Source organism: Streptomyces sp. P9(2023) (genome assembly GCF_032436795.1).
GTDB lineage: Bacteria > Actinomycetota > Actinomycetes > Streptomycetales > Streptomycetaceae > Streptomyces.
Map to the genome: position 1 here is coordinate 1 of NZ_JAUPWM010000054.1, position 12950 is coordinate 12950.

The 12950-nt window shown below is 72.8% G+C and carries 8 protein-coding genes; 3 read left to right on the forward strand and 5 right to left on the reverse strand.

Annotated elements, in window-relative coordinates; genetic code table 11:
* Positions 1-396: 396 nt before the first annotated feature.
* A complete protein-coding gene (locus tag Q5762_RS35005) occupies positions 397-963 on the reverse strand; it encodes a MarR family transcriptional regulator (RefSeq protein ID WP_315896356.1) in 567 nt (188 codons plus the stop codon).
* Positions 964-1105: 142 nt separating this feature from the next.
* On the opposite strand from Q5762_RS35005, the gene Q5762_RS35010 reads away from it, so the two are divergent.
* Complete coding sequence (locus Q5762_RS35010; RefSeq protein WP_315896375.1) at positions 1106-2383, forward strand: MFS transporter; 1278 nt, start codon at positions 1106-1108, stop codon at positions 2381-2383.
* A gap of 9 nt (positions 2384-2392) precedes the next feature.
* Here the strand turns inward: Q5762_RS35010 and Q5762_RS35015 are convergent, their stop codons facing one another.
* Both Q5762_RS35015 and Q5762_RS35020 read right to left on the reverse strand, forming a co-directional pair.
* Positions 2393-4018, reverse strand: coding sequence for a SpoIIE family protein phosphatase (locus Q5762_RS35015; protein WP_315896357.1), 1626 nt, complete (start codon positions 4016-4018; stop codon positions 2393-2395).
* Positions 4019-4124: 106 nt separating this feature from the next.
* Positions 4125-5453 (reverse strand): NAD(P)/FAD-dependent oxidoreductase, encoded by a 1329-nt coding sequence (locus Q5762_RS35020; protein ID WP_399495413.1) that lies wholly within the window; start codon positions 5451-5453, stop codon positions 4125-4127.
* A 405-nt stretch (positions 5454-5858) separates the two neighbouring features.
* On the opposite strand from Q5762_RS35020, the gene Q5762_RS35025 reads away from it, so the two are divergent.
* Both Q5762_RS35025 and Q5762_RS35030 read left to right on the forward strand, forming a co-directional pair.
* Positions 5859-6716, forward strand: a complete 858-nt coding sequence (locus tag Q5762_RS35025) for a TetR/AcrR family transcriptional regulator (protein WP_399495415.1) — start codon at positions 5859-5861, stop codon at positions 6714-6716.
* 196 nt (positions 6717-6912) lie between these two features.
* Entirely contained in the window at positions 6913-8934 is a 2022-nt protein-coding gene (locus Q5762_RS35030) for a sigma-70 family RNA polymerase sigma factor (RefSeq protein WP_315896360.1), read from the forward strand.
* A 16-nt stretch (positions 8935-8950) separates the two neighbouring features.
* On the opposite strand, the gene Q5762_RS35035 is transcribed toward Q5762_RS35030, so the two are convergent.
* On the reverse strand, positions 8951-12184 hold the full coding sequence (locus tag Q5762_RS35035) for a BTAD domain-containing putative transcriptional regulator (RefSeq protein ID WP_315896361.1): 3234 nt from the start codon (positions 12182-12184) through the stop codon (positions 8951-8953).
* Positions 12185-12249: 65 nt separating this feature from the next.
* Positions 12250-12843, reverse strand: a complete 594-nt coding sequence (locus Q5762_RS35040; protein WP_315896376.1) for a Uma2 family endonuclease — start codon at positions 12841-12843, stop codon at positions 12250-12252.
* Positions 12844-12950 lie beyond the last annotated feature (107 nt).

Here is a 12950-nt window from a genome sequence, read left to right on the forward strand (position 1 = left end):
TTCCGACTCTATCAGACCTTTTCGATCCGATTTCCTCGGTGCTTTCCGGCCTCTTCGGTTTCCCGTTTCGGCCTTCCGGCGTTTCCGACTCTATCAGATCCTTTCGGGCCTGATTCCCAGTCAGAGTGGGATGTCTTCGCGGCTGTTGGGCCGTTCCGACGCTCAAACTCTAGCGGATTTCCCGGGCGACTCATAATCGAGTCTTTCGAAATGAATTTCGGCATGCCGAAATTCTTCCCGGCTGGGAGGTCGCGCTGAGTAGAGGTGCCGCATCAGCGGCGGGAGTGGCTGTCGCAGAACCGTTCCGGCCCCGTGACAACTCGGAGAACACTACGGATACGACGGGGGCGTGTCAACCCCCGGCCGGTGAGCCTTCCGGGTGGCTCGCGGCCGGTGTCAGTCCAGGTCCGTGAGCCGGCCGCCCGCGTCCGGCTGGGTGTGCTCGACCCGGCGGAGGAGGCGGATCAGCATGTCGCCGAGGCCGGCGCGCTCGTCGACCGTCAGGTCCTGGAGGAGCTCCTCCTCGAAGTCCGTCGCCATGCGCATCGCCTCGAGCCACTTCGAGCGGCCCTCGTCCGTCACCTCCACGATCACCCGGACGCGGTTGTTCTCGTCGCGGTCGCGGGTGACCAGGCCCTCGCCCGCCATGCGGTCGATGCGGTGGGTCATGGCGGCCGGGGTCAGGCCGAGGCGCTTGGCCAACTCGCCCGGGCCCAGGCGGTAGGGGGCGCCGGCGAGGACGAGGGTCTTGAGGACCTCCCACTCCGCGTTGCTGATGCCGAGGTCGGACAGCTGGCGGCCGTACGCCACGTTCATCCGGCGGTTCAGCCGGCCGAGGGCGGAGACCACCTTCTCGACCTGGGGGTCCAGGTCGCGGTACTCGCGCTGGTAGGCCGCGATCTGCTCGTCGAGGGTCGGCTCCTGCGGTGACTGGGGGCCGGACTGCTCGGGGGTGTCGGACATGGGGGGAGTGTCCCACAGTCTTCGTTGGCGTTGAAGTCCTTCCATGTGTATTGTTAAGGATCGAATTTTAGTTTCGAAGTCTTCAGGGTTCAGGCCTACAGAGGTGAACCCGCGACAGAAGTGGGTGAGCGTGACCAAGGCGATGGGTGCAGCGATGCGCCGGATCCAGGCAGGCGGCGCGCTGAGCGCGTTCGGACTCGGCTTCACCGTTCCGTACCTCTATGTGTACGTCGCTCAGGTGCGGGACCTGGGCGCGACCACGGCGGGCATCGTGCTCGCCGTCTTCGCCATGGCCGCACTCGTCGTCCTGCCCTTCAGCGGACGGGCCATCGACCGGCGTGGGCCCGTCCCCGTTCTTCTCGTGGCCGCCGTGCTCGCCTCGCTTGGCGCGCTGGGCATGGGGCTCTCGGGGAGCGTGCCCGCCGCGGTCGGTTCGGCCGCGCTGCTCGGTGCCGGCACGGCCGTGATGCAGCCGGCGCTCGCGACGATGATCGTCTGGTGCTCCGACCCGTCCACCCGGACCAGGTCCTTCGCCATGCAGTTCTTCCTGCAGAACCTGGGGCTCGGCGTCGGTGGTCTGATCGGCGGCCAGCTCGTCGACGCGAGCCGGCCGGACAGCTTCCTGCTTCTCTTCTCCATCGAAGCGGTCATGTTCCTGGTGCTCGGCGCCATCGTGATGACCGTCCGGATGCCGGGCTCCCCCGCCCTCCAGTCCACCCGGCCGGCCGGGTCCAAGCCCGGCGGCATCCGGGCGCTGCTCGGGCACAAGGCCATGGTGCAGCTGTGCGTCCTCGGCTTCGTGCTCTTCTTCGCCTGCTACGGACAGTTCGAGTCGGGTCTCGCGGCGTACGGCACCGAGGCCGCCGGGATCGAGCCGTCGACGCTCGGGATCGCGCTCGCCGCCAACACGGCCGTCATCGTCGTCGCCCAGTTCGTGGTGCTGAAGTTCGTCGAGCGCCGGCGCCGGACCCGGGTGATCGCGGCCGTCGGTCTGATCTGGGCCGTGGCGTGGGTGATCGCCGGGTACGCGGGGCTCGGGCACGGCAGCCAGGCGATGGCGACCGCCGCCTTCATCTCCACGTACGCCCTCTTCGGGCTCGGCGAGGCGATGCTGTCGCCGACCGTGGCGCCGCTGGTGGCCGACCTGGCTCCGGAGTCGATGGTCGGTCAGTACAACTCGGCGTTCGCACTGGTCAAGCAGCTCGCGCTGGCCGTAGGACCGGCCGTGGGCGGGCCCATGGGCGCCGCGCTGCACGGTCCGTACATCGTGACCTTCGTGCTCTTCTCGCTCGGGATCACCTACCTGGCCGTGCGGCTCGGCAAGCAGCTCACGCCGGTGCAGAACCAGCCGTCCCTGGCCGCCCGGACCTCGCGGGTCGTCGCTCGGCACCAGCCCGAGAAGGAGATCGCGGCCGCCTGAGCCCGTGCCCTAGTCGGGCAGGGCGAACTCGCACCAGACCGCTTTGCCGCCGCCCGGTGTGCGGCGGCTTCCCCAGGACGAGGCGATCGTCGCGATGATCGAGATTCCGCGGCCCGCCTCGTCCTCCGTCTCCGCCCTGCGGCGGCGCGGCAGATGGTCGTCGCCGTCCGTGACCTCGATGATCAGCCGCCGGTCCGTACGGCGCAGCCGCAGGCGCATGGGCGGGGTGCCGTGCTGCAGGGAGTTCGCCACCAGTTCGCTGGTGGCGAGGACGCCGAGGTCGCGCAGCTCGATCGGGAAGCGCCAGCTGGAGAGGACGCCCGAGGCGAAGGCACGCGCGCGTGGGGCCGCCTCCACTCCCCCGAGCAGCTCCAGGGCAGCGTTGTGGAAGAGCTCCGCGTCCGCTCCCTTGCGGGACGGGTGCTGGACGACCAGTACGGCCACGTCGTCGTCGTGTTCGGCGGTGACGCCGAGCGAGCGCAGCAGCCGGTCGCAGACGACCTGCGGGGTGCCGAGCGCCCCGGACAGGGCGCGCTCCAGGGCGGCGACGCCCTCGTCGATGTCCTCGCGGCGGCGCTCGACGAGTCCGTCGGTGTAGAGGACGGCGGTGGAGCCCGGCGGCAGGGCGATCGCGCCGGAGGTGTGCAGCCAGCCGCCGGTGCCCAGCGGGGGCCCGGTGGGGTCCTCGGCGCGGCGGACCGAGCCGTCCTCGTCTCTGACGAGGATCGGGAGGTGGCCGGCGGAGGCGTAGACGAGCTTGCCCTCGTTCGGGTCGTGGACCGCGTAGACGCAGGTGGCGATCTGGCTGGCGTCGATCTCGGCGGCGAGGCCGTCGAGCAGCTGGAGCACTTCGTGCGGGGGCAGGTCGAGGCGGGCGTAGGCCCGGACGGCCGTGCGGAGCTGGCCCATGACGGCGGCGGCGCGCACCCCGCGGCCCATCACGTCGCCGATGACCAGGGCGGTGCGGCCGGCGCCGAGGGTGATGACGTCGTACCAGTCGCCGCCGACGGCCGCGTCCGTGCCGCCGGGCTGGTACGTGGCGGCGATCCGCAGGTCGTCGGGCTGCTCCAGCTCCTGCGGGAGCAGGGAGCGCTGGAGGGTGACGGCGGTCTCGCGGTGGCGCCGCTCGCTGGCGCGCAGCCGCTCGGCGGCCTCGGCGTGGTCGGTGACGTCGGCGGCGTGCACGAGGACGGCGCCGCCCCCGAAGCGCGGGGAGTCCACCGGCAGGCAGGTGACCGTGTACGAGCCGCCGTCCTGGGTCTTGCGGGACTTGACGGTCCGGGGCTTCCCGCTGCGCAGGACCTGGTCCATGAGCGGCAGCAGGCCCAGCTCCTCGGCCTCGGGGCAGGCGTCGGCGACCTTGGCCCCGGCGGGGCGGGGGCCGAAGGCGGCTGCGTACGCGTCGTTGACGTAAGCGATGCGGTGTTCGGGGCCGTGCACGAGCGCGACCAGGCCGGGGAGGCGGCCGATGATCTCCCGTACGGAGAAGTCCTCCAGGGTGGGGACCTCGTCGGGGAGGGGCTCAGGCTGCTGTTCGTACTCACCGCGGGCCGCGGGCACGGAGCCTTCGGTCCCCCGCGCCGCCGTGCGGCGCTGCGTGCCGGGGAGTCGGGCGCTCCAACGGGTGAAGTTCACGGATCTGTATGCCTCGTGGTTTGTTGGCCGTGCTGAGTCACTCTGTGCAGGTGTGAGCCCACCTATGGTCACACGTCCAGTGTGACCGACCGCACTGACATCGGTGTCAGCCGGCCTTGGGCCCGTCCTTGGGGCCGTTCTTGGGGGGCGGGGGCGCGGCCGCGAGTTCGAATTCGGCGCGCGGGTGTTCCAACGAGCCGAGCGAGACGATCTCCCGCCTGAACAGGCCGGAAAGGGTCCACTCTGCCAGCACGCGGGCCTTCCTGTTGAACGTCGGGACGCGGCTGAGGTGGTAGGCGCGGTGCATGAACCAGGCCGGGTAGCCCTTGAGTTTGCGTCCGTAGACGTGGGCCACACCCTTGTGCAGGCCGAGGGAGGCGACCGACCCCGCGTACGCGTGGGCGTACTCCTTGAGCGGCTGTCCGCGCAGGGAGGCGGCGACGTTCTCGGCGAGCACCTTGGTCTGGCGTAGGGCGTGCTGCGCGTTCGGCGCGCACTCCTTGCCGGGCTCGTCCGCGGTGATGTCGGGGACGGCCGCGGCGTCGCCGGCCGCCCAGGCGTGGTCGACGCCCTCGACGGTCAGGCGGGCGGTGCACTTGATCCGGCCGCGTTCGTTCAGCGGCAGGTCGGTGGCGGCGAGGACCGGCGCGGGCTTCACGCCGGCGGTCCAGACGACGGTACGGGTCGGGAAGCGGCTGCCGTCGCTGAGGACGGCGACCCGGTCCTCGCAGGAGTCGAGCCGGGTCCCTAGCCGTACGTCGATGTTGCGGCCGCGCAGCTCGCGGATCGCGTACTTGCCCATCTTCTCGCCGACCTCGGGCAGGATCCGGTCCGAGGCCTCGACCAGGACCCATTTCAGGTCCTCCGGCTTGATGTTGTGGTAGTACCGCGCGGTGTAGCGGGCCATGTCCTCCAGCTCGGCGAGCGCCTCCACGCCCGCGTAGCCGCCGCCGACGAAGACGAAGGTGAGGGCGGCGTCGCGCAGGCCGGGGTCGCGGGTGGAGGAGGCGATGTCCATCTGCTCGATGACGTGGTTGCGCAGGCCGATGGCCTCCTCGACGGTCTTGAAGCCGATGGCGTAGTCGGCGAGGCCGGGGACCGGGAGGGTGCGGGAGATCGAGCCGGGCGCTATGACCAGTTCGTCATAGGTGAGCTGCTCCCTGCCGGTGCCCTCCTCCTCGGTGGCGAGGGTGGAGAGCGTCGCGGTCCGCTTGGCGTGGTCGACGGCGTGGACCTCGCCGATGGTGATCCGGCACTTGTCCAGGACGCGGCGGAGCGGGACGACGACATGGCGCGGGGAGATCGAGCCGGCGGCGGCCTCGGGCAGGAACGGCTGGTACGTCATGTACGGCTCGGGCGTGACCACCACGATCTCGACGGAACCGCTTCTGAGCTCGGCCTTGAGCTGCCGCTGCAGGCGCAGCGCGGTGTACATCCCGACGTAGCCACCGCCGACAACGAGAATGCGCGCAGGTTCGGTCACTGTCCCATGACGCAACGCCGTCCGGGGTTTGTCCACAGGCCCGACAAATTGTGTGACCGGAGGTGCGCGGGGGCGCGGGGTGGCGCACACCGGGGGTACAGGGGGATTTACGCAGGTCAGAGTGGGCGTGGGGGGTGGCGCGGGAGAGCGGAATCGGGAGAGTTCAGGCCCTTGCTCCGATCGGGGGGCGCACCGTACGGAACTCCCCCTTCTGAATTGACCTCGACTCAACTATGTTCGTACCTCGTCGGGGTATCGGCTCGCGGCGCGTCGACCAGAGCGCCGCACAGTGAGCCGACCCCGTGTCAGCAGGGCGGGGAGTCTCCGGGGGGAGACATCATGAGCGGGGGAACGCTTATGCACATGCAGGATTCGCGGTGGCAGGCCGTTGTCGGTACGACGGACGGTTCGTTCGACGGACGTGGTGCGGGTGTGAGCACGGGTACGGGTAACGGTGCCGGTGTGGGCACGGCCATGGGCACGAACACAAGTGTGGGTACGGGTGTCGGTGCGGGCGTGGGACCGGCGGCCTCGGTCGGCCGGTCGGCGCCGCTGCGGGTGGACGCCCAGCGCAACCTGGAGCACGTGCTGCGCGCGGCGCGTGAGGTGTTCGGCGAACTCGGCTACGGGGCGCCGATGGAGGACGTGGCCCGGCGGGCCCGGGTCGGCGTCGGCACGGTGTACCGCCGCTTCCCGAGCAAGGACGTGCTGGTCCGCCGGATAGCCGAGGAGGAGACCTCGCGGCTGACCGAGCAGGCCCGGAGCGCCCTCGGGCATGAGGACGAGCCCTGGTCGGCGCTCTCCCGGTTCCTGCGGACCTCGGTCGCCTCGGGCGCGGGGCGCCTGCTGCCGCCGCAGATCCTGCGGGTGGGCGTGGACGTGGACGACCTGCTGCTGCCGGTGCCGAGCGCCGACGACGAGGCCCGGGTGCCGCACCAGCGCGGCTTCGCGGACCAGGCCGAGCCCCGGGTGGTCGCGCCGCGCGCGGTGCCGGGGGCCGAGCAGGACGACGCCGGTACGGCGGAGCTGCTCGAGGTCGTCGGGCGGCTGGTGGACCGGGCCCGTGAGGCGGGCGAGCTGCGGGCGGACGTGACCGTGGCGGACGTCCTGCTCGTCATAGCCACGGCGGCGCCCGCGCTGCCGGACGCGGCGCAGCAGGCGGCGGCCTCGGCGCGGCTCCTCGACATCCTTCTGGAGGGCCTGCGCTCGCGGTAGTTCCCCGCGGCACGGGGCTGGGGAAGCTTGGTTCGGGCGGACCGTCGAGCATGGCACGAACGGGTGAGCGGTTACGCCCGGATACGGGAAGTCGCCCCGGACGAGTGGTAAGTGGACGCGGGAGTTCAGCGCGCCATCGCTCTGTGGCACTCTTGGCCGGTGTTCGGGTCTGAGCGTGTGTACGGGGGCTTCAGCGATGAGCGGTGACGGTCGGGACGAGCCGCTGGGCAACGGTGGCGGCACGGGGACCGGCGGCCTTCCTTCGCGGCAGGTGCCGAGCCAGGGCGGACCCGGAGGAGCCTCCGGCGGACCCAAGGGCCAGGCTCAGGGCTCCGGTTCGGTACCTCTTCCGGCCCCGGCCGTGGGCGGGCAGTCGGGCGAGCCGAGTGTGCCGCAGCAGCGCGAGGCCGTGTCCGTACGGTCCGCCGACGGCGCCGACAAGCCCGACACCGTCCTGCCGCCCCCGGTCGAACTGCCGCCCTCCGACGCCGATCTCGTCCAGCTGATGCGGGGCGGCGACGACAGCGCGTACGAAGAGCTGTTCCGCCGCCACTCCGAGGCCGTGCGCCGGTACGCCAGGACGTGCTGCCGGGACGCGCACACCGCCGACGACCTGACGGCGGAGGTGTTCGCCCGCACGCTCCAGGCGGTACGGGGCGGGGCGGGGCCCGAGCAGGCCGTCCGGGCCTACCTGCTGACCACGGTCCGGCGGGTCGCGGCGAACTGGACGCGGACGCAGAAGCGCGAGCATCTGGTCGAGGACTTCGCCGTGTTCGCGTCCGAGGCCGCCCGCTCGTCCGAGGTCTCCGACCAGAACGCGTCCTTCGGGGCCGGTCTCGATCTCGGCGCCGATGTCCTGGCCATGCACGAGGCCGAACAGTCGCTGGCCATGCAGGCGTTCCGGTCCCTGCCCGAGCGGTGGCAGGCGGTGCTGTGGCACACCACCGTCGAGGAGGAGTCTCCCAGCGAGGTCGCGCCGCTCTTCGGACTGACCGCCAACGCCACTGCCGTACTCGCCAGCAGGGCCCGCGAGGGGCTCAAGCAGGCCTACCTCCAGGCGCACGTCAGCCAGTCCCTGACGGCGGGCGGCGACTGCGCCCGCTACGCCGACCGGCTCGGCGCGTACGCGCGCGGGGGCCTGCGGATGCGGGCCGAACGCGGGCTGCGCAAACACCTGGAGGAGTGCGCCAAGTGCCGGCTCGCCGCGGGTGAGCTGGAGCATGTGAACGCCGGGATCCCCGCGCTGCTGCCGGTCGCCGTCATCGGCTGGTTCGCCGCCGGGTTCTCGCTCAAGGCCGCGGGTGTCGTGGCCGGTGGCGTCGCGGGCGCGGCCGGGGCCGGGGCGGCCGCCGCCGCGACGGGCGCCGCGACCGGGGCCGGCTCGTCGAGTACGGCCGGCGGGGCCGCCGCGGCCGAGGGGCTCGGCGCCCCCGTGAAGGCGGGCATCGCGGCGGCGGTGGCCGTCGCCGCGACCGCCGGTCTGGTGTGGGCGCTCTCCGGGGACCCCCAGCCGGTCGCGAAGCCCGAACCCACGCCGCCGGCCGTCGCCCCCGTCGTACCGCCGGAACCGACCCCGCCGCCGAAGCCGACCCCCAAGCCGATGCCGCCGCCCGCGCCGCCGGCCGTCGAGGCGCCCGCACCGACGCCGACGCCCACCCCTAAGCCGAAGCCGAAGCCGACGGCCAAACCGAGCCCCAAGCCCACGCCGACGCCCACCCCGCCGAAGCCGAGCCCCACGCCCACGCCTACCCCCACGCCGACTCCGCCGCCCGCCCCGCCCGCCGTCTACCAGGTCAACCAGCTGGACTACGGCGTCTTCGGCGACGGTACGAAGCCGGAGGTCCGGCTCGGTGAGAGCAGCTGGATGTGGCAGCGCCAGGGCCTGTCCATCGGCGGCACGCGGTACGGGCACGGGGTGAGCGTGCACGCGCCGTCCTCGCTCGTGATCGACCTCAACCGGCAGTGCACCAGCTACGACGCGCTCGTCGGCATCGACGACCTGACCGCGCCGCTCGGCCTCGGGGGCGTCCGCTTCTCCGTCTACGGCGACGGCGAACGCCTCTGGCGCTCGAAGGTCGTCCAGGCGGGCGACCCCGCGATCCCGGTGCACCTCGGGCTCGCGGGCCGCAGGACCATCCGCCTGGTGGTCGAGGAGACCTCCCCGTGGGGCCGCGTCGCCGTCGCGGACTGGGCCCAGTCCCGGATCAGCTGCGCCTGAGCGGCGCGGTCCCGGATCAGCCGCGCCTGAGCTCCGCCTCGTACGCGTCCACCAGGGCGATCACCTCGTCGAGGGTGAGCGGGGCGCCCTCGGCGTACGCCTTCGCCGTGGCGGTCTCGCCCAGTTCGTTGCGGGCCTGGGTCATCAGGGACTCCGCATCACGGAGTTCGGGGACCGAGCGGGGGATGCCGGCGCGCCAGGTGTCGACGGCGGCGAGGACCCGGACCGCGAGCGGGAGCGCTCCGTTCTGCCGGGCGAGTACGGCGGCCACCGTCTCCCCCAGTTGGGCCGTGATGAACTCGGCGCACTGGGCCTGTCGGGCGACGCGCAGGGCCTCGACCACCTGCGCCACCGCCTCGACGCCCCCGCCCTCGTCCGCGGACACCCGCGCGGCGAGCCCGGTCACGGCGGCGTTGAAGTGCGGCGGCGGACTGCCGGTGAGTATCAGGCGGCTCGCGGCGTCCAGGTGCGCGCGGGCGGTCCGTACCTCGCCCTGGTACAGGGCGAGCACGGCCCTCATGTACCGGACGAACGTCTCCACGTCGTCCACGTGGTGGCGGTCGGCCTCCGCCTCGGCCTCGTCCAGGCCCTTCTCGGCGGCCTGCACGTCACCTGAGCGGTAGGCGAGTTCGGCGAGGCGGGCGATCAGGAACGGGGACTCGGCGTGCGCGCCGACCTCGCGGGCGAGGACGAGGGCCTCTTCGTACGCCTCCGCCGCCTCCGCGTGCCGGCCCCGCATCATGTGCGCCTCGCCCGCCGCGCTCGCGACCTGCGCCCGCATCCAGCGGTCGCCGACCCGGCGGGACAGGACGAGCAGTTCGGCCAGGTCGTCGTCCACGCCCTGCAGCTCGCCGGGCATGTCGATCACCAGATGCGTACGGAACATCAGGATGACGCCGATCTCCCACTCGCCGCCGTGGCGGCGGCAGTTCTCGACGGCGGCGTCGAGCATCGCGCGGATGACGGTGTGGTCCTCCGTGAGGTACGCGGTGAAGGGCCACAGGAACCCGGGAAAGTGGGCCGACCGGGGTCCGGGCCGCTCGCGGAAGGCGTCGCGCACCCGGCGTACCAGCGCGCCGAGCTCGGGGTCTTCGCGCAGGTCGGCGGGGCTGCGGTTCTCCACGGCGAGGAAGAAGGACAGCATGCGCAGCCGCATGCGGGGCCAGTAGCGGGGGTCTTCGGGATCGTCGGGGTCCTCGCCGAGGCGGAGCGCGCGCTCGGTCCAGGCCAGGCCCTCCGTGCGGTAGTTGCGCAGCCCCCAGAACCAGCCGATGGCGAGGACGAGGCGGTGGGCCGCGGCTTCGTCAGGGGCGGTGACGGTCGTGCGGTGGAGGGCGGCGCGGATGTTGTCGAGGTCGGTCTCGATCCGCCGGATCCAGGGGAGCTGTTCGCGCGAGCGCAGAAGGGGCTCGGCGCGCTCGGCGAGGGCCGTGTAGTGCGCGGTGTGGGCGGCCTCGGCGGCGGCGCGGACGTCGGGGCGCTCGGCGGCGCGTTCGACGGCGTACTCGTGGATGGTCTCCAGGAGCCGGTAGCGCATCTCGCCGTCGTCGGTGGGCGTGGCGACGACGAGCGATTTGTCGACGAGGGCGCCGAGGGGGTCGGCGGCGTTGGGGACGAGGGCCTCGGCTGCCGCCAGGTCCCAGCCGCCGGCGAAGACGGAGAGCCGGCGGAGCAGGGTGCGCTCGCCGGCGTCGAGGAGGTCCCAGGACCAGTCCACGACGGCACGGAGGGTCTGCTGGCGGGGCAGGACGGTGCGGCTGCCGGAGGTGAGGAGCCGGAAGCGGTCGTCGAGCCGGTCGGCGATCTGGCGGGGTGTGAGGAGGCGGAGGCGGGCGGCGGCCAGTTCGATGGCGAGCGGGAGGCCGTCGAGACGGCGGCATATCTCGTCGACGGCGTCCTCGTCGCCGGGGGCCCCTTCGGCGGCGAGGGCGAAGTCGGGGCGTACCGCGCGGGCGCGTTCGGCGAAGAGGCGGTGGGCCGGGTCGGGCGGCAGGGGTTCGACGGGGCGGACCGTTTCGCCGGGGACGCCGAGGGGCTCGCGGCTGGTGGCGAGGACGCGCAGCCGGGGGCAGCGGGTGAGCAGGGTCTCGGCGAGGGCGGCGGCCGCGTCGATGACGTGCTCGCAGTTGTCGAGGACGAGGAGGAGGGAGCGGGACGCGAGGTGCTCGACCAGGCGGTGGGTCGGGTCGTCCTGGGGGGCCTGGCCCTCGCGGCTGATCAGGTGGGTCTCGCGGAGCCGCAGCGCGGAGAGCACGGCGCCGGGTACGTCGGCGGGGTCGTCGAGCGGCGCGAGCTCGACGAGCCAGGCGGCGCCGGGTGAGCCGGCGCCATCGGGGGAGCCGTCGTCGGGCGCCGGCGCCGCCAGGGCGGCTTCCTCCGCGAGACGGGTCTTGCCCGAGCCGCCGGGGCCGGTGAGCGTGACGAGGCGGGAGTGGGTGAGGTCGGTGCGGAGGGCGGCGAGGTCGGGTTCGCGGCCGACGAAGGAGGTGAGGCGGCGCCGGATGTTCCCGGTCTCGCGGGGCTGTGGGGGCGCTGCCGGTCGGAGGAGCTCGCGGTGGAGTGCGGTGAGTTCGGCGCCGGGGTCGGTGCCGAGCCCGTCGGCGAGCGCGCGGCGGGCGGCCTCGTACGCGGCGAGGGCGTCGGCCTGCCGGCCCTCGGCCCGCAGGGCGCGGACGAGTTGGGCGCGGAAGCCTTCGTCGTACGGGTACGCGTCGGTGAGCTCGGTCAGCTCCGGTACGAGTCCGTCGACGGCGCCGCGCCTGAGGTCGGCCTCGACGCGCCGGCGTACGGCGGCGAGCCGCTGCGCCTCGGGCCGCACGCGCGCGTGCTCGGGCAGGTCGGCGAGCGCGGGGCCCCGGAAGAGGGCGAGGGCGGTACGGAGGAGGCCGGCGGCGCTGTCGGGGTCGTCGGCGTCGAGGCGGGCGGCGGCGTCACGGGCGTGGCGCTGGAAGACGTACAGGTCGATGTCGTCCGGCCGCGCGACGAGGCGGTAGCCGGGCCCGGGCGTGGACTCGACGGCCGCCCGCCCGAGGACCCGGCGCAGCCGCCCGACGAGGGCCTGGAGGGCGGCGGGGGCGTCGTGCGGCGGCTCGTCGCCCCACACGTCCTCGACCAGCTCGGGAACGGTCACGGCCCGCCCGCCGCGCAGCGCGAGCGCGGCGAGCAACGCCCGCAGCCGGGCACCGCCCAGGGGAAGGGGCGTGCCGCGTTCGTCGAGCGCGAGGGTGGAACCGAGGATCAGATACCGCACGCGGGCCATTGTCGCCGCGCACGGGGCGGCGCGCCTCGGGGTTTACCCGGGTGTGGCGCGAGACGTCAGAACTCGGAGGTGTCGATCTCGAAGCCGAGGGGGTACGGGAGCGGCACGGGCATCCCCAGCTTGTGGCTGGACTTGTGTGCATAGTCGTCGCCCACGGGGCTGGAGCAGACGATGACTTCACCCGCGTCGCGGTCGATCAGCAGGTAGAGGGGGATTCCGGCGCGGGAGTAGCCGCGGATCTTCTGGACCCGGTCGCGGCTCGCGGTGGACGCAGACGTCACCTCGGCGACCAGAAGGACGGGGTCGGGTGCGTGCCACTCCTGCTGGTCGTCGAAGCTTCCCTTGGGGGCAATGACAAGGTCAGGAATGACGCGGATCGTGTCGGAGGTGCCAGGCAGGGACAAGCCGATGCCGGTATAGCGGCCGGTGCCCTTGTCGTGGTCGCGGAACTGCCCGCTGAGTTCCGACACGATCTCCTCATGGTGCCCGTTGGCCGGAGGTACCACGTAGATCTCCCCTTCGATCAGCTCCACGCGCCAGCCCTTAGGGGCCGCCGCACTGAACAGCTGGAAGGTCTGGTCCACGCTCGCACCCTCGTGATCGGGCTCGACGTCATCGGAAAACTCATCCCCCGGAACCGGCAGCGGCATCGCCATGACGGACCTCCTTCGCTCGAGTGCGACGCTCCCAGCGTAGGCCGCACGGCGGGCCGGAATCGGGATGACGTTCACTCGAACGAGCGTGCTGCTACGTTTCG

What these genes read in the sequence shown, in the direction of transcription:
- Q5762_RS35005 (WP_315896356.1), bottom strand. Translation starts at nt 963, where the DNA reads ATGTCCGACACCCCCGAGCAGTCCGGCCCCCAGTCACCGCAGGAGCCG.
- Q5762_RS35010 (WP_315896375.1), top strand. Translation starts at nt 1,106, where the DNA reads ATGGGTGCAGCGATGCGCCGGATCCAGGCAGGCGGCGCGCTGAGCGCG.
- Q5762_RS35020 (WP_399495413.1), bottom strand. Translation starts at nt 5,453, where the DNA reads ATGTACACCGCGCTGCGCCTGCAGCGGCAGCTCAAGGCCGAGCTCAGA.
- Q5762_RS35025 (WP_399495415.1), top strand. Translation starts at nt 5,859, where the DNA reads ATGCACATGCAGGATTCGCGGTGGCAGGCCGTTGTCGGTACGACGGAC.
- Q5762_RS35030 (WP_315896360.1), top strand. Translation starts at nt 6,913, where the DNA reads ATGAGCGGTGACGGTCGGGACGAGCCGCTGGGCAACGGTGGCGGCACG.
- Q5762_RS35040 (WP_315896376.1), bottom strand. Translation starts at nt 12,843, where the DNA reads ATGCCGCTGCCGGTTCCGGGGGATGAGTTTTCCGATGACGTCGAGCCC.